This is a genomic window from Streptomyces sp. ICC1, assembly GCF_003287935.1.
GTDB lineage: Bacteria > Actinomycetota > Actinomycetes > Streptomycetales > Streptomycetaceae > Streptomyces > Streptomyces tritrimontium.
On record NZ_CP030287.1, the window covers coordinates 2,524,405 to 2,543,638 of the forward strand.

The 19,234-nt window shown below is 74.2% G+C and carries 16 protein-coding genes; 5 read left to right on the plus strand and 11 right to left on the minus strand.

Features of this window, described 5'->3' with window-relative positions:
- The first annotated feature begins 74 nt into the window (after positions 1 to 74).
- Complete coding sequence (locus DRB96_RS46255) at positions 75 to 3,599, plus strand: alpha/beta fold hydrolase (RefSeq protein WP_162689061.1); 3,525 nt, start codon at positions 75 to 77, stop codon at positions 3,597 to 3,599.
- Here DRB96_RS46255 and DRB96_RS42850 read toward each other — a convergent pair.
- A complete protein-coding gene (locus DRB96_RS42850) occupies positions 3,596 to 3,769 on the minus strand; it encodes a hypothetical protein (RefSeq protein ID WP_162688796.1) in 174 nt (57 codons plus the stop codon). The genes DRB96_RS46255 and DRB96_RS42850 overlap by 4 nt on opposite strands.
- A gap of 114 nt (positions 3,770 to 3,883) precedes the next feature.
- Complete coding sequence (locus tag DRB96_RS11960) at positions 3,884 to 6,334, minus strand: XRE family transcriptional regulator (RefSeq protein ID WP_112453356.1); 2,451 nt, start codon at positions 6,332 to 6,334, stop codon at positions 3,884 to 3,886.
- Positions 6,335 to 6,527: 193 nt separating this feature from the next.
- On the opposite strand from DRB96_RS11960, the gene DRB96_RS11965 reads away from it, so the two are divergent.
- Positions 6,528 to 6,983, plus strand: coding sequence for a carboxymuconolactone decarboxylase family protein (locus tag DRB96_RS11965; RefSeq protein ID WP_112448440.1), 456 nt, complete (start codon positions 6,528 to 6,530; stop codon positions 6,981 to 6,983).
- A gap of 71 nt (positions 6,984 to 7,054) precedes the next feature.
- Positions 7,055 to 7,546, plus strand: coding sequence for a DUF1801 domain-containing protein (locus tag DRB96_RS11970; protein ID WP_112448441.1), 492 nt, complete (start codon positions 7,055 to 7,057; stop codon positions 7,544 to 7,546).
- A gap of 94 nt (positions 7,547 to 7,640) precedes the next feature.
- On the opposite strand, the gene DRB96_RS11975 is transcribed toward DRB96_RS11970, so the two are convergent.
- The 6 genes from DRB96_RS11975 to DRB96_RS12000 all read right to left on the minus strand — a co-directional run bounded on the left by DRB96_RS11975 (position 7,641) and on the right by DRB96_RS12000 (position 14,503).
- Entirely contained in the window at positions 7,641 to 8,642 is a 1,002-nt protein-coding gene (locus tag DRB96_RS11975) for a TIGR03842 family LLM class F420-dependent oxidoreductase (RefSeq protein WP_112448442.1), read from the minus strand.
- A 13-nt stretch (positions 8,643 to 8,655) separates the two neighbouring features.
- Positions 8,656 to 10,056, minus strand: a complete 1,401-nt coding sequence (hydA, locus tag DRB96_RS11980; protein ID WP_112448443.1) for a dihydropyrimidinase — start codon at positions 10,054 to 10,056, stop codon at positions 8,656 to 8,658.
- Positions 10,057 to 10,074: 18 nt separating this feature from the next.
- A complete protein-coding gene (locus tag DRB96_RS11985; protein ID WP_239516406.1) occupies positions 10,075 to 11,370 on the minus strand; it encodes an aspartate aminotransferase family protein in 1,296 nt (431 codons plus the stop codon).
- On the minus strand, positions 11,367 to 12,209 hold the full coding sequence (locus DRB96_RS11990) for a nitrilase-related carbon-nitrogen hydrolase (RefSeq protein ID WP_112448444.1): 843 nt from the start codon (positions 12,207 to 12,209) through the stop codon (positions 11,367 to 11,369). The genes DRB96_RS11985 and DRB96_RS11990 overlap by 4 nt, the downstream gene beginning before the upstream one ends.
- A gap of 173 nt (positions 12,210 to 12,382) precedes the next feature.
- Complete coding sequence (locus DRB96_RS11995; RefSeq protein ID WP_162689062.1) at positions 12,383 to 14,056, minus strand: hypothetical protein; 1,674 nt, start codon at positions 14,054 to 14,056, stop codon at positions 12,383 to 12,385.
- Between the two features lie 45 nt (positions 14,057 to 14,101).
- Positions 14,102 to 14,503, minus strand: coding sequence for a PPOX class F420-dependent oxidoreductase (locus DRB96_RS12000; protein ID WP_112448446.1), 402 nt, complete (start codon positions 14,501 to 14,503; stop codon positions 14,102 to 14,104).
- Positions 14,504 to 14,668: 165 nt separating this feature from the next.
- Between DRB96_RS12000 and DRB96_RS43735 the strand changes: the two genes are divergently transcribed.
- Positions 14,669 to 14,824: a hypothetical protein gene (locus tag DRB96_RS43735; RefSeq protein WP_204357696.1), complete on the plus strand. Its 156-nt coding sequence runs from the start codon at positions 14,669 to 14,671 to the stop codon at positions 14,822 to 14,824.
- Here the strand turns inward: DRB96_RS43735 and DRB96_RS12005 are convergent.
- Together DRB96_RS12005 and DRB96_RS12010 are read right to left on the minus strand one after the other, a co-directional pair.
- On the minus strand, positions 14,821 to 16,065 hold the full coding sequence (locus tag DRB96_RS12005) for an alginate lyase family protein (RefSeq protein ID WP_112448447.1): 1,245 nt from the start codon (positions 16,063 to 16,065) through the stop codon (positions 14,821 to 14,823). The genes DRB96_RS43735 and DRB96_RS12005 overlap by 4 nt on opposite strands.
- 89 nt (positions 16,066 to 16,154) lie before the next feature.
- Positions 16,155 to 16,406 carry a helix-turn-helix transcriptional regulator gene (locus DRB96_RS12010; RefSeq protein WP_112448448.1) on the minus strand — a complete coding sequence of 84 codons (252 nt, stop codon included), beginning with the start codon at positions 16,404 to 16,406 and terminating at the stop codon, positions 16,155 to 16,157.
- Between the two features lie 64 nt (positions 16,407 to 16,470).
- Here DRB96_RS12010 and map point away from each other — a divergent pair, with 64 nt between their 5' ends.
- A complete protein-coding gene (gene map / locus DRB96_RS12015) occupies positions 16,471 to 17,238 on the plus strand; it encodes a type I methionyl aminopeptidase (RefSeq protein ID WP_112448449.1) in 768 nt (255 codons plus the stop codon).
- A gap of 79 nt (positions 17,239 to 17,317) precedes the next feature.
- Here the strand turns inward: map and ggt are convergent, their stop codons facing one another.
- Entirely contained in the window at positions 17,318 to 19,129 is a 1,812-nt protein-coding gene (ggt, locus tag DRB96_RS12020) for a gamma-glutamyltransferase (protein WP_112448450.1), read from the minus strand.
- Positions 19,130 to 19,234 lie beyond the last annotated feature (105 nt).

The following is a 19,234-nucleotide window of genomic DNA, read 5'->3' on the forward strand; positions in this document are numbered from 1 at the left end:
GGACCAGTAGCGACAGCGGCGTGTGCGAAGGCCGGGCGATACGACGGCGCACGGCGCGATCGGGGGACTTGGTCATGGACCGCACACAAGGGCAGGCCGATCCGGCTCAGCAGCCCGCACGAGTGGTGACGCTGACCACCGGGGACTTCACCCTCACGGTGAACCCCGTCGACGGCAGCGAGATCGAGCCGACCCACCGCCCCGGCGGCGAGAGCGACCCCGTCCCCGCCCGGCGCACACCCGCCGCCCGGGCCTCCAGAGCCGCCGCGGCGCGCCCGCCCGTACCGCCGGGGGCCCCGGCCGGACGGCTGCTGCTGGGCCGCGAGGAGGAGCGCGAGCGCCTCGTACGCCTCCTGGCCCGCGGCCGCTCCGTACGGCTGACCGGACCGCCCGGATCCGGGCGCACCGCCCTGCTCGACGCCATCGCCGACGACTGCGCGGACATCGCCCCCGACGGGGTCGTCCGGCTCAGCGGATACGGGCACCAGCAGCCCGGCGAACTCCTCCACGCGCTGTACGCCACCGTCTGCGAGGCCACGGCCGAACGCCCCGACCGCGACCGGCTCCTCGCCCGGGTGCGGGAGATCGGCGCCGTCGTCCTCCTCGACGACCTCGACATGGGCGGCCCCGCCCTCGACGAACTGCTGCGGGCCACGCCGGAGTGCGCCTACCTGCTGGCCGCCACCCCCGACACCCGGGCCCCCTCCGAGGACTCGCACCTCGAAGAGGTCTTCCTCGGCGGACTGAGCCGCACCGACTGCGTGGCCCTGCTCGAAGCGGGCACCGGCCGGGTCCTCGACGAGGCGGAGACCGCCTGGGCGGCCGACCTGCGCTTCGCCTCCGAAGGGCTGCCGCTGCGCTTCGTCCAGGCCGCGGCGCTGCTGCGCCGGCGCGACGAGCTGAACCGGGCCGGCGCCGAGGACGAGGACGAGGAGCCCGGCGTCTTCGAGGAACGGCCCCGCGACACCGTCTTCGTGCCGCTGCCGACCCTGGCCGAGGGCGCCGCTCCGGCGGAACTGCTGGCCTCGCGGGTCAGCGAGTCCGGGCGGGCCGCGCTGCGGATCGCCTGCGCGCTGGGCGGGGAGCTGCCGCACCACGCGCACCTGCCGGCGCTGGTCGGGGACACGCACGCCGACACGGCCGTCGGGGAACTGCTCGACTGCGGCCTGCTGACCCCCGTCGGCACGCGCTACCGGCTCGCCGCCGGGGTCGCGCGGCAGCTGGAGGAGGTCGGGTACGGGGACACCGCGGCCGAGGAGGCCCGTACGGCCGCCCGGCACTACGCCTGGTGGACCGGACACACCTCGGTGACCCCGGAGCGCGTCGCGGCCGAGGCGGACGCGATACTCGCCGCGCTCGCCGGCGCGGACGTGGTGGCGGCCGTCCTGCTGGCCCGGACGGCTGCCCCGGCGTTCGCGGCCTCGCTGCACTGGGAGGCGTGGGAGCGGGTGCTGCGCGCGGGCGCGGAGGCCGCGCGCAAGGCCGGGGAGGTCGCCGAACAGGCGTACTTCCACCACGAACTGGGCGTACTGGCCCTGTGCGAGGGCCGCATCGACCGGGCGCGGGCCGAGCTGGAGGCCTCGATCGGGCTGCGCGGCGCGCTGGCCGACAAGCGGGGCACCGTGGCGGGCCGCCGGGCCCTGGCCCTGGTGACCGACCGGGAGGCGGCCGGAGTGCACGTCTCGCCGCCGCTGCGGCTGGCCCCGCCGGCCCCGGCTGCGGCCGGCGCCGCGGGGAGCGGACTGGCGGCCCTGACCGGCCCGACCACGGTGCTCCCGGTGGCCGCGCTGCCTCCGGTGTCGCCGCTGACTCCCGCCGCGCCGAAGACCACGAAGACCACGAAGGCCCCGGCGGCCCCCGTGCCTCCGGTGGCCCCTGCGCCCCTGGTGTCCGCTGTGACCCCGGTGGCTCCCGTGTCCCCGGTGGTTCCCGGGCTCGTGCCGGCCCCCGCCGACCCGTCGGGCCCGGAAGCGGTCACCACGGTGGTGCCGGCGGTGGTGCCCGCGGGCTCGGTCTCGCCCACGACGCTGGCCGAGGTCTTCGAGGACGCCTTCCCGCTCACGCCGGAACCGGCCGAAGCGCCGCGGCCGGCGCCCCGGCCGAAGCCGCGGCCCAGCCGCAAGCCGCTGCTCCTGGCCGCGGCCGGGGCGCTGACGGTGGTGGTGCTGGGTGCGGTGGTCGCGCTGGCGATGAGCTCCGACGAGACGCCCCCGCCGACCCAGGGGCCGGGCGCCTCGACGACCCCGACCGCGGGGGACCCGGTCACGGCGCCGAGCGATCCGGGCCCGAGCGGGAACGATCCTGCACCGGAACCGGACACGTCGTCACCGGGCGCGGAGGAGCCGAGCGCCACGCCGTCGCCGAAGAAGTCCACCACGCGCAAGCCCTCGCCGACCCCGCAGCCCTCGGGCGGTCTCCTATACCAATCTGACGCCGCCGACGCGCGTCCCGGTTGTGGATTCGGGGGCCCCATTCTCCCGCTGCGCCGCGCCGCGGCGCTGCTCGCCACCGCCGCCGCGCTCGTGATCGCGGCGCCCGCGGCCCCCGTGGGCGCCGCGTCCGTGCTGCCCTCGCTGCCCGCGCCCAACGCCGCCGGGCTGACCCTGCGGACCTGGTCCGCGGCCGCCGGCCAGAGCGAGCGCATGGGCGACGCCTCCGTGACCACCTCCGCGATCTTCGCCGCGCACGGCGGCACCCCGTCGATCAGTCCGGTCCAGGTGCCGGTGCGGGTGCGGATCCTGCTGCCGGAGGACTACCGGCGCGACCCGGCGCACCCCTACCCCGTGCTGTACCTCCTGCACGGCGGCTCGGGCGACGTCGAGCAGTGGTCGAAGACCGACGAGGGCAACGTCACCGCGAGCCTGAAGGACTCCGCCTTCAAGGGCATCGTCGTGATGCCGGAGGGTGGCAAGGCCGGCTGGTACAGCGACTGGCCAGGCCACACGGACGGCTTCTTCGCCCCGCAGTGGGAGACCTTCCACGTCAACCAGCTGGTCCCGTGGATCGACGCCAACTTCAACACCGTGAAGGCGGCCTCCGGGCGGGCGATCGCGGGCGTCTCGATGGGCGGCTACGGCGCCCTGCGCTACGCCGGCCGCCACCCGGACCTGTTCTCCGCGGTCGGCGCCCTCTCGCCCGGTACGGACATCTACGACCCGGGAGCGCAGAGCATCATCACCAACTCCACCTGGCAGGTGGGGGCGTCGATCCTGTGGACGGGCCTGTTCGACGGGAAGTTCCGGGTGACCGGCGACACCGCGTACCGGATGGCCACGGTCTTCGGGCCGCCGAGCACCTGGCCGGGGCAGAACCCGGTCAATCTGGCGCTCGACGGCAAGTACGCCTCGTACGGCGGGAAGACGGCCCTGTACGCGGGCGGTGTGGGCGGCACCGGCGAGCAGGAGATCGGCGCCATGACCGCGGCCCTGCACCAGGACCTGAAGGACCGGGCCGTCAGCCACCGCTACTGCCGGGGCGCCGGAGACCACTCCTGGCCCTACTGGGGCCCGGAGCTCAAGGACTTCGTGGCCTACGCCTACGGCCCCGCCCCGGCCACCCCGGCCGCCTGCCCCAACAACTGGGGCCCCGAGAGTCCCTAGTTCGTGGCGAGGTCGCCGACCACCAGGGTCCGTGGGGCCACGTGCTCGAAGGCCCCGTCCTGGCCCTGCGGCACGACGGCCACGTGGTTGTCCGCGAAGGCGGGGCCCGCGCCCAGCGCGGTCAGGGCGATGGCGGCGGTGACGGCTACGGCGGCGGTTCTGAAGGTCATGACGGTCCCCCGGGGTCCGGCCGGCCCTCGGGCGGGCCGGCTCGGGGACCAGGCTGTCAGGAGCGGGCGGCGTCCCGCAACAGCCGTTCCGGGCAGGGCTGTTGAGAAGGGAGCTCAGCGGGCTTCGGGGGCGAGCTCCCGCAGGACGGCCCGGCCCGCCGCGCGGTGCTCGGCGGCCGAGGCCGGATCCGACCCGTCGAGTACGACCGCGATCCCCTCGTGGGCCAGCACCTCCTCGTGCCGGTACCCCAGCCTCGGGGCCAGCTCCAGCGCCTGCCGGTGCAGCCGCAGGGCCTCCTCGGGCAGGCCCGCGAGCCGGCAGGTCTCGGCGTAGCCGTTGAGGAACCGGATCTTCCAGTGCTCCTCGAACAACGCGTCCAGCAGCGCGAAGGCCTCCCGGTGGCTGGTCAGCGCCTCCTCGTAGCGGCCCATCCGGCGCAGCGCGACGCCCTGGCAGTTCAGGCACCACGCCTCGTTGTTCATGTGCCCGTCCTCGCGGGCCAGTTCCAGCGCCCGGTGCAGGTGCTCCGCCGCCTCCTGCGGCGCCTCGCCGGCGATGGCCGTGCCGAGGGTGATCAGCGCCGTCAGCCTGGGCGGCCAGGCGGGGTCCGCGTGGGGGACCTCCAGCACCTCCCGGGCTCGGCGCGCCGCCTGCTCGCGGTGGCCCAGTTGGAGCAGCGCCCAGGCCTCCGCCGCCGCCGCGTGGGCCGCGCCCGCCGGGGATCCGGCCGCCTCGTACAACGTGCCGGCCAGGGCGAAGAGTTCGAGCGGCTCCTCGGCGCTCCCCTCCTCCCACCGCAGATAGCCGCGGCGCACGGCCAGTTCGGCCTGCGCGCGGGTGTCGCCCGCCTGGGACGCCCGCAGTCCGGCCGCCTCGTAGGCGGCGCCGGCTTCCGCCATCCGGCCCGCGTTGTAGCGGGCGAAGCCCAGGTCGCTGTACGCGTCGGCCAGCCGCAGCGGTTCGTCCAGGCGCTGCGCGGCGGCCAGGGACCGCTCGAAGAGGTGGTTGAGGTGCGTCGTACCGCAGCGCCGGGCGAAGTAGGCCCGCAGGAACCGCGGCAGTTCGCACACGTGCACATCGGCTCCGACGGCGTCCGCGGTCTCGAAGACGGCGATCAGGTTCTCGTACTCGGCGACGAACCAGGCCAGCGCCGCGTGCCTGTCCGCGAACGGCGGGAGCTCGGCCGGGGGCCGGCCCGCCGAGGGCTCCCGGCCGGGCGACAGGACCGGCATCGCGGCGTCCGCGGCGGCCGCCGCGTGCACGTAGTAGTCGAGGAAGCGGCCCAGCGCCCGCTCGCGCTCGGCCGGCGGGTCCTGCTCCGCGCAGGCCTGGCGGGCGTGCTGGTGCACCAGGTCGTGCAGCCGGTAGCGGTCGGCCGTCGGCTGCTGGACCAGGTGCGCGTCGACCAGGTCCTCCAGCATCTCCCGGGCGGCGCGCACCGGCACGTCCGCCAGGGCCGCCGCCAGGTACTCGTCGAAGGATCCCCCGGGCAGCAGCCCCAGCATCCGGAACAGCCGCGCGTGGGCCCGGTCCAACTGCCGTACGGACATGGCGAACGCGGTGTCGAACTCGCTCGCGCCCTGCGCGAGGCGCTCGACGAGGATGCCCACGGTCCAGCCCGGCCGGTGCCGCAGCCGGGCCGCGGCCAGCCGGAGGGCCAGCGGGAGGTGTCCGCACAGCCTGAGCACCTCGGCGGCGGACTCCGGTTCACGGGCGAGCCGGCCGCCCGGGCCGCCGGCGTCGCCGCTGGCGCGGGCCAGCAGCTGCGCGCTCTCCTCGGGGCTCAGCACGTCCAGCGAGACCGGGGGCACCTCGTCCAGGCCCACGAGCCGGTTGCGGCTGGTGATCAGGACGACCGAGGGGCCCGCGCCGGGCAGCAGCGGACGGACCTGGTCGGCGTCGGCGACGTTGTCGAGGACCACGACGGCCCGCCGCCCGGCCAGTTCGGAGCGCCAGCAGGCGGCCAGCTGTTCGAGGCCCTCCTGCGGGACCCGCTCGGACGGGACGTCGAGCGCGCCGAGCAGCATCCGCAGAGCGGAGTCCGGATCGAGCGGTTCGCGGCCCTCGGTGAACCCGTGCAGGTCCACGTAGAGCTGGGCGTCCGGGTAGTCGGCGGCGAGCCCGTGCGCGGCGTGCACCGCCAGGCAGGTCTTGCCGACGCCCGCCATGCCGTCGACGGCCACCACCCGGTGGCCCTCCAGTGCGGCGAGCACGGCGGCGAGCCGGTCCGCGCGCCCGGTGAAGTCGGGGGCGTCGCGCGGCAGGTCGTTGCGGGGCCGCGGCTGGACCTGGCGACTGGCCTTCGGGGGCGCCGGCAGCGGGTTGGAGGTGCGTTCCCACAGGGGGCGCAGCGGGCGGGGGTCCCGTTTGACGAGGCGGCACAGCGCGATCACCGCGGGCCAGGGCGGCACGGTCTGGCCGCCGAGGTAGCGCGACAGCGACGAGGAGCTGAGGCCGGCGTCCCTGGCGAGGGCCCGCACGCCGAGCCCCGACAGCTCCTGGAGCAGGCGCAGCCGGGCGGCCAGCTCTTCCTGCGGATCATCCTTGGCCGACCGCTGTTCCACGTCCACCGCTCCCCCGGTTCCCCGCTCCCCTGTCCCACTCCGGCAGAAGTATCCCGGGGCGGTTCTGCGCTGGTCAATGCCGTTCCGGGTGTCCCACGGCGTCCCACCGTCCTGGCCGCTGGGAGCCCTGGCGGCTGTGATGGAGCCATGCCCCGGGAGAACGGGGCACCACCGGGAAGAGGAGCCGATCCCCATGCAGTCTCGTATGCAGAACCCCGCCGTCGTACTGTCCGACGCGATGCAGCCCATCCAGGCCCTCATGAAGGCCGCGCAGTCCGGCGGGGTGGACGGCCAGACGCTGGAGCTGGTGCACCTGCGGATCAGCCAGATCAACGGCTGCAGCGCCTGTGTCGACGGCGGCGCCAAGACGGCCCGCCGGTCCGGAGTGAGCGACGAGCGGCTGGCCGCGGTCGCCGCCTGGCGCGAGGCCCCGTACTTCACCGACGAGGAGCGGGCGGCCCTCACGCTGGCCGAGGCCGCGACGCGGCTGGCCGACCGTCCCGACGCCGTGAGCGACGAGGTCTGGGACACGGCCGCCACCTACTTCGACGAGAAGCAGCTGGCCGCGCTCGTGCTGATGATCGGCGTCACCAACCTGTTCAACCGGCTCAACGCCACGACCCGCCAGATCGCCGGCGCCTGGGGGTGACGGGCGCCGCACGGCCCGCGCCCCCGCATGACGACCCGCCCACCGACCCGACTCCCGCAAGGACATCCGACATGACGAACACGCAGCAGTCCGCCAAGACCACCACCGCGGCGGGCACGCCGGCCCGCACGGGCTACGAGGGGTTCACGGCCGAGGAGCGGGATGCGATGAAGGAGCACGCCCGGGAGCTGAAGGCCGCCGCGCGCCGGGGATCGCGCGCCGACAAGGCGGCGGAGGAGGAGGCCTCCGTGGTCGCGAAGATCGCCGAGATGCGGGACTCGGACCGGGCGTTGGCCGAGCGGGTCCACGCGCTGGTCAAGGAGAGCGCGCCGCAGCTCGCGCCGAAGCTCTGGTACGGGATGCCCGCGTACGCCAGGGACGGCAAGGTGGTCTGCTTCTTCCAGAGCGCGGAGAAGTTCAAGGCGCGCTACGCGACGCTCGGATTCAGCGACCAGGCGCAGCTGGACGACGGCCCGATGTGGGCGACCTCCTACGCCCTGACGCGGCTCACCGAGGCCGACGAGGCCCGGATCGCCACCCTGCTGAAGCAGTCGACGGCCTGAGCCCGCCCGGGCGCCGGCGGCCGGTCCGGTCCCCGCCCGTCGCGGGAAGGGAGCCGCGGACCGGCGGCTGCGGACCGGCTGCGGACCGGCGGCCTCAGCCGTTCAACGCCGGGATGATCTGTGTGCCGTAGGTGTCGATGACGGCCTCGCGGGCGTCGTGCATGGCGTAGACGGCGAACTGGTCCACTCCCAGGGCCTCCAGGGCCCGCAGCTTCTCGATGTGGGCCTCCGGCGGGCCGAGCAGGCAGAAGCGGTCGACGATCTCGTCCGGGACGAAGTCGGCCGAGGGGTTCCCGGCGCGGCCGTGGTGGCTGTAGTCGTAGCCCTCACGGGACTTGACGTACTCGGTGAGCTCGTCCGGGACCATCGAGGAGTGCTCGCCGTAGCGGGAGACCAGGTCCGCCACGTGGTTGCCGACCATGCCGCCGAACCAGCGGCACTGGTCGCGGGCGTGGGCCACGTCCTCGCTGACGTACGCGGGGGCCGCCACGCAGATCGTGATCGAGTCCGGGTCCCGGCCCGCCGCCGAAGCGGCCTCGCGGACCGACTTGACCATCCACTCCGTGAGGTAGGGGTCGGCGAGCTGGAGGATGAACCCGTCCGCCTTCTGGCCTGCAAGGGCCAGGGCTTTCGGGCCGTACGCCGCCATCCAGACCGGGAGCTTCCCGTCCGTGATCCAGGGGATGCGGAGGGGGTTGCCGTCCACCTGGGCCTCGCGGCCCTCGGCCAGGTCACGGATGACGTCGATGGCCTCGCCGAGCCGGGCCAGGGTGTTGGGGGCCCGGCCGGCGACGCGCATCGCCGAGTCGCCGCGGCCGATCCCGCAGACGGTGCGGTTGCCGTACATGTCGTTGAGGGTGGCGAAGGTGGAGGCGGTGACCTCCCAGGTGCGGGTGCCCGGATTGGTGACCATCGGACCCACGTGCAGGCGCTGCGTATTGGCCAGGATCTGGCTGTAGATGACGAAGGGCTCCTGCCACAGGACCGCCGAGTCGAAGGTCCAGCCGTAGCGGAAGCCGTTGCGTTCGGCACGCTTCATGAGGCTGATGACCTGGGAGGCCGGCGGGTCGGTCTGGAGGACGAGGCCGAAGTCCATGCGTGGACTCTCCTTACAAGTACTGACAGGTGGAGCGGGGGATGAAGGCCCCGTGGCCGGCCCGGCCCGTGAACTCGCGCCGGTCGATGACGAGTTCGCCCCGGGACAGGACCGTGTCGACGCGTCCGGTGATCCGCTTGCCCTCGTACGCCGAGTAGTCCACGTTCATGTGGTGCGTCTCGGCGGAGATGACCTGCTCGGCGTGCGGATCGTAGAGGACGATGTCGGCGTCCGAGCCCGGGGCGATGGTGCCCTTCTGCGGGTAGAGGCCGAACATCCGGGCCGGGGTCGCGCAGGCGATCTCGATCCAGCGGCGGCGGCTGATGTGCCCGTCCAGGACGGCCTGGTGGAGGAGGTCCATGCGGTTCTCCACCCCCGGCAGCCCGTTGGGGATCTTCGAGAAGTCCCCGCGGCCCAGCTCCTTCTGGCCCCGGAAGCAGAACGGGCAGTGGTCGGTGGAGACCACCTGGAGGTCGTTCGTCCGCAGGCCCCGCCACAGCGCCGCCTGGTGTTCGCGGGGGCGCAGCGGGGTGGAGCAGACGTACTTGGCGCCCTGGAAGTCGGGCTCCTCCAGGTTGTCGGTGGACAGGAAGAGGTACTGCGGACAGGTCTCACCGAAGACCGGCAGGCCCTTGTCCCGGGCCAGCGCCAGCTCCGCGACCGCCTCCTCCGCCGAGACGTGGACCACGTACAGCGGGGAGCCGGCCACCCTCGCGAGCTGGATGGCACGGTGGGTGGCCTCGGCTTCGAGGAGCACCTTGCGGACCTCGCCGTGGTGGCGCGGGTCCGTCTCCCCGCGGGCCAGGGCCTGTTCGACGAGCACGTCGATCGCGATGCCGTTCTCCGCGTGCATCATGATCAGCCCGCCGTTGCCCGACGCCCGCTGCATCGCGCGCAGGATCTGCCCGTCGTCGCTGTAGAAGACCCCGGGATAGGCCATGAACAGCTTGAAGGAGGTGATGCCCTCCCCCACCAGGTGGTCCATCTCCTTCAGGGTCCGCTCGTTGACGTCCGAGAGGATCATGTGGAAGGCGTAGTCGACGGCGCACTGGCCGTCGGCCTTGGCGTACCAGGTGTCGAGGCCCTCGCGCAGGGCGTGGCCCGGCGTCTGCACGGCGAAGTCCACGATGGTGGTGGTGCCGCCCCAGGCCGCGGCCCGGGTCCCGGTCTCGAAGGTGTCGGAGGCCGCGGTGCCTCCGAAGGGCAGCTCCATGTGGGTGTGCGCGTCGACCCCGCCGGGGATGACGTACTTCCCGCCCGCGTCGATCGTGCGGTCGGCCGTCCACGTCCCGGCGGCCGCGGTGCCGTGCGCCGCGAGCGCGGCGACGCGGCCGTCCTCGATCAGCACGTCGGCGTGGAGTTCGTCGGCGGCCGTGATGACGAGGCCGCCTCGGATCAGGGTGCGGGTGCTCATGTACGTCTCCCCCGTGGTTCAGTCGAGGCCGTGCAGGGCCTCGGCGAGGATGTCGGCGCCCTCTTCCGCCTCGGCGACGGTGAGGGAGAGCGGCGGCGCGATGCGCAGCACGCTGGTGTTGTGGCCGCCGCCCTTGCCGAGCAGCAGGCCGCCGGCGCGGGCGGCCTCCAGTACGGCGGCCGCCGCGTCCGGGTCGGCCTGGTCGGTGCCGGGCTTCGTGAGCTCCAGTCCGGCCATCAGGCCCCGGCCGCGCACTTCCCGTACGGCGGGCACGGTCGCGGCGATGGCCCGCAGCCGCTCCAGCAGCAGGCCTCCGACGCGGCGGGCGTTGCCCTGGAGGTCGTGCTCCAGCAAGTAGCCGAGGTTCGCGACGCCGGCGGCCATGGTGACGGGCGAGCCGCCGAAGGTGGAGATGGAGTTGGAGTCGAGGCAGTTCATCACCTCGGCCCGGGCCACGACCCCGCCGATGGACATGCCGTTGCCGATGCCCTTGGCGAAGGTGAGGATGTCCGGCGGGCCGTTCTGGGCGTGGGCCTGCCAGCCCCAGAAGTGGTCGCCGGTGCGGCCCCAGCCGGTCTGCACCTCGTCGCTGATCCAGAGGATGCCGTGCCGGTCGAGGACCTCGCGGAAGGCCCCGTACAGACCGTCGGGCGGGGAGGTGAACCCGCCGACGCCCTGGACCGGTTCGGCGATGAGCGCGGCGACGCCGCCCCGGGCCTGCCCGAGGACGTCTTCGAGGTCGGCGACGGCGGCCGCGGTGAAGTCGGCGTCGTTCAGGTGCGCGAAGGGGCCGCGGGTGCGGACCGCGCCGTGGACGTAGTACGTCTGGAGCGGCGAGAGGCTGGTCGGGGACCAGCCCCGGTTGCCGGTGATCGAGACGGTGGAGAAGGACCGGCCGTGGTAGCTGTTGCGCATCGCCAGGATCTGGTTGGAGCGGCGGTACGTCGTCGCGAGCAGCAGGGCGGTGTCGTTGGCCTCGGTGCCCGAGGTGGTGAAGAAGACCCGGGCGTCGGGGATGCCCGACAACGCGGCGACGCGTTCGGCCAGTTCGACCATGGGCCGGTTCAGGTACAGGGTGGAGGAGTGGATGATCCGGCCGGCCTGTTCGGAGACGGCCTTGGTGACCTCCGGCAGGGCGTGGGCGGTCATCGTGGTGAGGATGCCGCCGAAGAAGTCGAGGTAGCGGTTGCCGTCCGCGTCCCAGACGTGGCGGCCCTCGCCGTGGGTGAGCTCGATGGGGCGGTCGTAGTAGAGCGCGAGCCATTCGGGCAGGACGGTGCGGTGCCGGCTGTGCAGGGGGATCGGGTTGGTCACGGCTGTACGAGCCCTCCGTAGGCGTCGGGGCGGCGGTCGCGGTAGAAGGCCCACTGGTCGCGGACCTCCTTGATCAGGTCGAAGTCCAGGTCCCTGACGAGGAGTTCCTCCTCCTTGTCACTGGCGACCTCCCCGACGAACCGGCCGCGCGGGTCGACGAAGTAGCTGGTGCCGTAGAAGTCGTTGTCGCCGTACTCCTCCTGGCCGACGCGGTTGATGGCGGCGACGAAGTACTCGTTGGCGACGGCGGAGGCGGGCTGCTCCAGCTGCCACAGGTACGCGGACAGCCCCCGGGAGGTGGCGGAGGGGTTGTACACGAGCTGGGCTCCGGCGAGGCCGAGCGCGCGCCAGCCCTCCGGGAAGTGCCGGTCGTAGCAGATGTACACGCCGATCCGGCCGACGGCGGTGTCGAAGACGGGCCAGCCGAGGTTGCCCGGGCGGAAGTAGTACTTCTCCCAGAAGCCCTTGACCTGGGGGATGTGGTGCTTGCGGTACTTCCCGAGGTAGCTGCCGTCGGCGTCGATGACGGCGGCGGTGTTGTAGTAGAACCCCTCGGACTCCAGCTCGAAGACCGGTACGACGATCACCATGCCGGTCTCGCGGGCGAGCGCGCACATGCGCTGGACGGTGGGGCCGTCGGGGACGGCCTCGGCCCAGCGGTAGTGCTCGGGCTCCTGGACCTGGCAGAAGTAGGGGGCGTTGAAGACTTCCTGGAAGCCGATGATCTTCGCGCCCTGGGCGGCCGCCGCGCGGGCGTGCTCCTCGTGCTTCGCGATCATCGACTCGGTGTCTCCGGTCCAGGTGGCCTGGACCAGTGCGGCGCGGACGACTTGGGCCATGAGCTGCTCCTCGCGACGGGTACGCCGACTTCTACGCACGTAGAGGGTGTACGACGGCTGCGCGTAGGGAGTTGAAGGTAGGCCTCGGCCAGGCCCGGGGCAAGACCGCCTTGCGCGGTTGGAGTAGTCGATCACCAAACGCAGGAGTTACGTCGCTGCGCGGTCGCTTCCGGTCATGAGACGGGCAGATTCGCGACGCGAAGCGCATGCAACAGGTCACGGTGGTGGGTCCCCGAGAGGGCTTCGGCCGCGCGCAGCAGCCGGGGCGCGAACCACCTCGGATCCCGGCGCGCGAGGCGGGCCGACTCCTCGGCGGTGCGGACCCGGACGAAGGCCCCGAGCAGGACGTCGGCCTCCCGGGTGCGGCCGGCGGCGCCGAGCGCGAGTGCGACTTCGGCGAGCTCCGCGGCGGGCCGGGCCGCGCCCTGGCGCAGCAGGGCGTCGCAGTCGGCAGGGCCCAGTGCGGCGGCGGCCGCGGCGAACCGGGCGGGCGGCAGCGAGGCCGCCTCCCAGAGCAGGGTGGCCCAGTCGGCGGCCAGCCCGGCCCGCGCCAGGCCCTCGCCCAGCCCTGGCAGCCAGTGCGCGGGCCAGGCCGCGGCCTCGCAGAGCAGCGCGTGCGCCTCCCCGCTGCGGCCCTGCGCCCGCAGCCCGATGAGCGCCTCCACGAGCCCGCCCACGGGATCCCCGTCCCGCGCCGCACCGCCCCCGGCGGCCGGCTCCGCCCCGTCCGCCGGATCCGTGGCCCAGGCCGGATCCGTGGCCCAGGCCGGACCCCCGGTCCCGGCCGGACCCCCGGTCCCGGCCGGACCCCGGCGGTGCCCGGAGCCGGAGTCAGAGCCGGACTCGCCTCGGGAGCCGGAGTCAGAGCCAAAGCCCGCGCCAAAGTCGCCTCGGGGGCCCCGTACGGCCCCGCCGTGGCCGCCCGCGTCGGTCGGCGGCGCCTCGTCCGCAGCGGCCGGCCGGACCTGCTCCACGACGGCGGACCGGGGCTCGGGGCGGCCGAACCGGGCTCCGCACAGCGGGGCGTCCCCCGACGGATGGCCCGGGGGCAGGGCGAAGGCCCGGTCCTGCGACTCCGGGGCGCCGGCGAACCGGGCTCCGCCCGCCCGCCGCGCACCGCGCAGCCACCGCCCCTCGGCCCGCCCGACCGGCTCGTGCGATCCGGCCTGCGATCCGCCCTGCGATCCGTCCTGCGATCCGGCCCGCGTCTCCTCCGGCGCGCCGGCCTGCGCTCCCACCGCCGCCACACCCTGCGCCGCACCCCCGGCCGCGCGCTGCGCGGGGACCGCGCCCAGGGGACCGGCTCCGGCCGGCCGGCCGGCACCGTCCACCCGGGCCGCCGGCTCCGGCGCGACCGCCGCGAGCCGGGAGGTCAGGTCCCCTTGGCGGGCCGCCGCCCGGGCCGCGTCGTCGCGGGTCCAGGACAGTTCCCGGGACAGGGCCCCGGCCGCCTCGGGGTCCGCCGTCTCCACGAGCCGCGCCGACAGCTCCCGCAGCGCGGTCTGCGCCTGCGTCCACTGCGCGGCGGCCGTGGCCAGCAGCGTGCGCAGCTCCTCCTCGCCGCCGGGCAGCCGGTCCCAGACCTCGACGGCCGCCGCCCGCAGCCCGGCGGCGTACTCCGCCTCCCGGGCGAGCGCCGCCGGGCCCACCGAGCCCGCCAAATCACCGAGCAGGGAGTCCAGTACGTCCCACGGCGGCATCGCCGCTCCGTCCAGACAGGCCCGCATTCCCTCCGGGTCCCGCCGCATGAACTCCCCGCACCAGCCCGCCCCTGGATCCAGCCTCTGCATCAACCCCCGCATGTAGCCGGAGAGTTGACCGATCACCTGTGAAGTCGCGGTCTCCATCCCCGCATTTGATCCCACCCGTGTTACGGGCGGGCTACAGGAGTCTCAAAGCTTGACGGCGGGCGGGGCAATCCTGACCTCGATCGCGGTGTGCGGCCGCTTGCCCCGGCGGAACACGGCGGCGGGCACGTCCACCATCCAGAACTGCCACGTGTACTTGCGCGACATGAGCTTGCGCACCCGCCTCAGCCCCGCCTCGTCCAGCAGCCGCGCCTCGCCCTCGGCCACCGGAGCCCCCTCGACCACGCGCCCCCGTACGTCGCACGCCGTGACCGCGACCCGGCCGTTGTTGCGGATCCGCTTCACCTTCCACGAATCGCTGCGCGTCCACACGTACAGCTCACCGCCGTCCGCCACCGCCCACACCGGTGTGGCCACCGGGGTGCCGTCCTTGCGGAAGGTGGTGAGACTGACGTACCGCGCCCTGCCCAGCTCTTCAACCGTCATGCGCCGACCCTACGCGGAGCCGTCCGCGCCCCCGGGCGGCGCGTGCCGGCCTGAGTACTCCACCACCCCGCGTCTGAGTACGACAGCCGGTCCCCGGGCCGGGCCGGGCGTGCGAAAGTGCATCTCGGCGCAGCCCGGGGGCGGGCTCGGAAGAGGGGGAACGCGGTGGATCTGTTCGACTCGGAGACGGGTGGGCGGGACGGCGGCGACGGGGGGCCCGGAGGCAGCTGCTCCTGGGTCACCGTGGTGCTCATCGGGGCCTTCGTGCTCCTGGCCGTGCTGGTGCACTCCTTCCTCGGATTCCTGGGCGGGCTGTTCTAGCCGGCCGCGCCGGGCACGGCGACCGGGGCGACCGGGGCGGTCTCCCCGTGGCTGAGGGTCTCCCACGCCACGAACAGGTCGTCCGTCCCCGCCGGCCGCGTCTTCTCGACCAGCTCGCGGGTGTGCGGCAGCCTCGCGCCCGCCCGCACCTCGTAGTGCTGGAGCGCCACTTCCAGGTCGGGGCCCATGGTGCGCTCCACCTCGCCCCCGCACAGCCAGTCGGGGGCCTCCTCCCCCAGCTGGTACCTCGCGTGGAACTCCAGCGCCGCCTTGAGCCGCTCGCCCTGTTCCCCGTACAGGTCGACGCCCTGGTGCCAGGCCGTCTCCGCGATGTGTCCGGACGCGGCGAGCGAGTAGCCGACGTGCATGAGGTTGCGGCAGGTCTCCTGGGCGACGCCGTCGACGTAGGTGCCCTGGCCGAACCAGTACGCCTTGACCTTGTCCGCCGAGTCGATGCCCGTGCGCGGCGGGCCCGCCGGATGCGGGCCGTCCTTCTCCAGGTAGAAGTACGCCGGGACGCGCTCGCGGAACCGTTCCAGGGACTCCCGGAAGACCGCCTGGTCCTCCAGGAAGACGGCGATGCCCATGGCGGCGTCGGTCATGGCCAGTTCCCAGTTGCCGTTGTACGTCGGCACCTGCGCGCGGACGGCCGGGAGGTAGGCCGTGCGCAGCATCTCCTTGAACCGGGCGACCTGCCGCTCGCCCCAGTTCGGGTAGTCGGCGCGCACGATCTCGGCGGCCCGCGCCCAGGTGGAGCCGGACCAGGCGGCCTGGAGTCCGGCGTTGTCCTCGGCGTGACGCTTCATCACGTCCGACCAGGCGTCCATGATCTGCACGGCCTTGCGGGCGTGGGCGGTCTTGCCGTTGACCGACCACAGCAGGGCGTGCGTGTAGGCGGCGATCGCGTCCTGCCGTTCGTCGAGGCAGGACTGCGGGCCCGAGTTGAAGGGGCAGGGCACCACGTCGGCCGGGTGCGGCGTGTAGTCGAGGGAGGCGTAGCGGCTCGTCAGGAGCGTCCGGTACGCCGAGGCCCACGGCTCCTTGCCGGCCGCGACCATCTGCTTCGCGTGCTGGAGCTGGGTGTGGCTGACGACGACGCCCGGGTGGCGGAAGACCACGTCGCCCGGGGCATGGGACTGCGCCCGGCCCTCGGGCGCGGCGCAGGCCGCGAGCAGCAGGCCGCCCGCGAGGAGGGCGCCGACGATTCCGAGACCGAGTCGCTTGGATGCGGATGCGTTCATGTCTGACACGCCTTCACGCTTGCCCCGTGCTCGGCGCCTCCCACCGCCCCTTGCGCCGTTCGGCGCGCCCTACCGCCCTAACGGCACCCTCATACGGGCACGAGGGCGCAGCGTCGCATCACGTCGTCCAGGGAGAGCCCGAGGGCCCCGGCGAGGGCGGCCACGGTGAAGAAGGCCGGCGTCGGGGCCCGGCCGGTCTCGATCTTGCGGAGCGTCTCGGCGGAGAGACCGGCGCTGGCCGCGACCTCGACCATGCTCCGGCCGCTGCGGGCCGTGCGCAACAGGGCGCCCAGGCGCTCGCCGCGCTCGCGCTCTTCGGGGGTGAGGGGGGTGCGGACCATGGCCCCATCCTACCCCGGAGACCCATACTTATACCGTTACAGTTATACCGGTATAGTTATTGGCATGGTGGAACTGAAATCAGACCGATCGATCGACGAGATGCGCGCCGCCGGCCGCGTCGTCGCGCACGCCCTCGCGGCCGTCCGGGACCGGGCGGCCGTCGGAGTGTCCCTGCTGGAGCTGGACCGCGTCGCCCGCGAGGTCCTCCGGGAAGCCGGCGCGACCTCCCCCTTCCTCGGCTACCGGCCCTCTTTCGCGCCGGTGCCCTTCCCCGCCGTCGTCTGCGCCTCCGTCAACGACGCGATCGTGCACGGCATCCCGGACGGGTACCGGCTGCGCGACGGCGACCTGGTCAGCATCGACTGCGGCGCGAAGCTGGGCGGCTGGGTCGGCGACGCGGCCGTCAGCTTCACCGTCGGCCGGGCCCGCCCCGCCGACCTGCGGCTCATCGAGACCGCCGAGGCCGCCCTGGCCGCGGGCATCGCCGCCGCGCTGCCCGGCAACCGCGTCGGCGACATCGCGCACGCCATCGGCACCGTCTGCCGCTCCGCCGGGTACGGCATCCCGGACGGCTTCGGCGGCCACGGCGTCGGCCGCTCCATGCACGAGGAGCCCGGCGTGCCCAACGAGGGCCCGGCGGGGCGCGGCACGAAGCTGCGCCCCGGCACGGTGATCGCGATCGAGCCGATGCTGATCGCGGGCGGCGGGGACGACTACGCCTGCGACGCGGACGGCTGGACCCTGCGGACCGTCGACGGCAGCCGCGCCGCGCACGCCGAGCACACGGTCGCGATCACCGCAGACGGCCCGAGGATCCTCACCGCCCTCTAGTGCTGTGACCGGAAAGGTTCACCGGGTCGCGGCGCTAGACGCTCCTGGGCACGGCCCGCGCCGTGCCCAGGAGCGTTTACTACGGCTTCCCGTGCGGGTGCACCACCATCGCCGAGCCCCCGCCCCGGCGGGTGGTCTCGGCGGCGGCCAGCCACCGCCCGTCGGGCAGCCGCTGGACCCCGGTGGCCGCGCCGATCTCCGGGTTCTGCCGGAAGCCCTGGCCGAGGGCCTCCAACTCGGCGCGGACCGGGCTGTTCCACAGGCCCGGCTCCAGCTCCGTGGTGGTCTGGTTGCGCTGGCTGGCGCGCGGCGCGGCGATGGCGTCGACGAGCGGCAGCCCCCGGTCCAGGTGCCCGGTCAGGGTCTGCAGGACCGTGGTGATGATGGTGGCGCCGCCCGGGGAGCCCACCGCGAGGACGGGACGCCCGTCCTCCAGCACGATGGTCGGGGACATCGAGGAGCGCGGCCGCTTGCCGGGACCGGGCAGGTTCGGGTCGGGGACGCCGGGGGCGGCCGGCGCGAAGGAGAAGTCGGTCAGCTCGTTGTTGAGCAGGAAGCCCCGGCCCGGCACCGTGATGGCGCTGCCGCCCGTCGACTCGATGGTCAGGGTGTAGGAGACCACGTTGCCCCAGCGGTCGGCGACGGTCAGGTGCGTGGTGTTCTCCCCCTCGTACGTGGTCGGGGCGGCCTGCCCGCCGGCGCCGCAGGCGACCGGGTGGCGCGGGTCGCCCGGGGCGAGCGGGCTGGTCAGCGCCTTGCCCGGGTCGATGAGGCAGCCGCGCGAGTCGGCGTACCGCTGCGAGAGCAGCTCCCGGGTGGGCACGTCCTCGGCGGCCGGGTCGCCGACCCAGCGGCCGCGGTCGGCGAAGGAGATCCGGGAGGCCTCGATGAAGCGGTGCAGGTACTGCGACTCTTCGAGCGAGCCGAGGTCGGAGCGCTCCAGGATGTTCAGCGCCTCGCCGACGGTGGTGCCGCCGGAGGAGGACGGGGCCATGCTGTAGACGTCCAGACCCCGGTAGCCGACCCGGGTCGGCTCCTGCCGCTTCGTCGCGTACGCGCGCAGGTCGCCGACGGTCAGGTCGCCGGAGCGGACCACGCGGGTGGCGGCCGGGTCGACGGGGGGCTTGCGGACGGCGCGGACGATGTCCTCGGCGATCGGCCCCCGGTAGAGCGCGCCCGCGCCCTTGCGGCCCAGCTCGGCGTAAGTGGCCGCCAGATCGGGGTTCTTGAAGGTGGATCCGACCACCGGGAGGGCGCCGCCGGGCAGGAAGAGCCTCCTGGTGTCGGGGAAGTCCTTGAAGCGGTCCTGGTTGAGCTCGGTCTGCGCGCGGAAGGTGGCGTCGACGGAGAAGCCGTCCCGGGCCAGTTTCTCGGCGGGCTTGAGCAGTTGGCCGAGCGGGCGGGTGCCCCAGGCGCCCAGCGCGCTCTGCCAGGTCGCCGGGGTGCCCGGGACTCCGACGCCGCGGCCGCTGGTCTGGCCCTCGGCGAAGGGGATCGGGACGCCGTTCTCCTGGAAGAGCGTGGCGGTGGCGCTCGCCGGGGCGGTCTCCCGGCCGTCGATGGTCCGCACGCGGCCGGAGCGGGCGTCGTAGTACACGAAGTAGCCGCCCCCGCCGATGCCCGCGGAGTACGGCTCGGTGACCCCGAGCGCGGCGGCCGTCGCGACGGCGGCGTCCACGGCGTTGCCGCCGGAACGCAGGACGGCGATGCCGGCCGCGCTCGCGTCCGCGTCGACACTGGCCACGGCCCCGCCCCAGCCGGCGGCGACCGGAACCTTGGCCGGTGTCCCGGAGCCGCCCGCCGCGGACGGCGGCGCGGCCGCTCCGGTGGAGACGAGCGCACCGGCGAGTGCGAGGAGCGCTAACTGACGTGCTGCGGCGGGACGACGCATCCGTACCTCCAGTAGACGGCCTGTCAGACCCCCCTGACCCGGGCCTGAGTCCGGCACTTTAACTTCACCCCGCCCCCCGCGTCAGGACGGCCCGGTGCGGGGCTT

Bases quoted from the DNA above. Each gene is read 5' to 3' on its own strand.
- DRB96_RS11990 (WP_112448444.1), bottom strand. From the start codon at position 12,209: ATGGCCCAAGTCGTCCGCGCCGCACTGGTCCAGGCCACCTGGACCGGA.
- hydA (WP_112448443.1), bottom strand. From the start codon at position 10,056: ATGAGCACCCGCACCCTGATCCGAGGCGGCCTCGTCATCACGGCCGCC.
- DRB96_RS42850 (WP_162688796.1), bottom strand. From the start codon at position 3,769: ATGACCTTCAGAACCGCCGCCGTAGCCGTCACCGCCGCCATCGCCCTG.
- map (WP_112448449.1), top strand. From the start codon at position 16,471: ATGGTGGAACTGAAATCAGACCGATCGATCGACGAGATGCGCGCCGCC.
- DRB96_RS12005 (WP_112448447.1), bottom strand. From the start codon at position 16,065: ATGAACGCATCCGCATCCAAGCGACTCGGTCTCGGAATCGTCGGCGCC.
- ggt (WP_112448450.1), bottom strand. From the start codon at position 19,129: ATGCGTCGTCCCGCCGCAGCACGTCAGTTAGCGCTCCTCGCACTCGCC.
- DRB96_RS12010 (WP_112448448.1), bottom strand. From the start codon at position 16,406: ATGGTCCGCACCCCCCTCACCCCCGAAGAGCGCGAGCGCGGCGAGCGC.
- DRB96_RS11965 (WP_112448440.1), top strand. From the start codon at position 6,528: ATGCAGTCTCGTATGCAGAACCCCGCCGTCGTACTGTCCGACGCGATG.
- DRB96_RS11970 (WP_112448441.1), top strand. From the start codon at position 7,055: ATGACGAACACGCAGCAGTCCGCCAAGACCACCACCGCGGCGGGCACG.
- DRB96_RS12000 (WP_112448446.1), bottom strand. From the start codon at position 14,503: ATGACGGTTGAAGAGCTGGGCAGGGCGCGGTACGTCAGTCTCACCACC.
- DRB96_RS46255 (WP_162689061.1), top strand. From the start codon at position 75: ATGGACCGCACACAAGGGCAGGCCGATCCGGCTCAGCAGCCCGCACGA.
- DRB96_RS11995 (WP_162689062.1), bottom strand. From the start codon at position 14,056: ATGGAGACCGCGACTTCACAGGTGATCGGTCAACTCTCCGGCTACATG.
- DRB96_RS11975 (WP_112448442.1), bottom strand. From the start codon at position 8,642: ATGGACTTCGGCCTCGTCCTCCAGACCGACCCGCCGGCCTCCCAGGTC.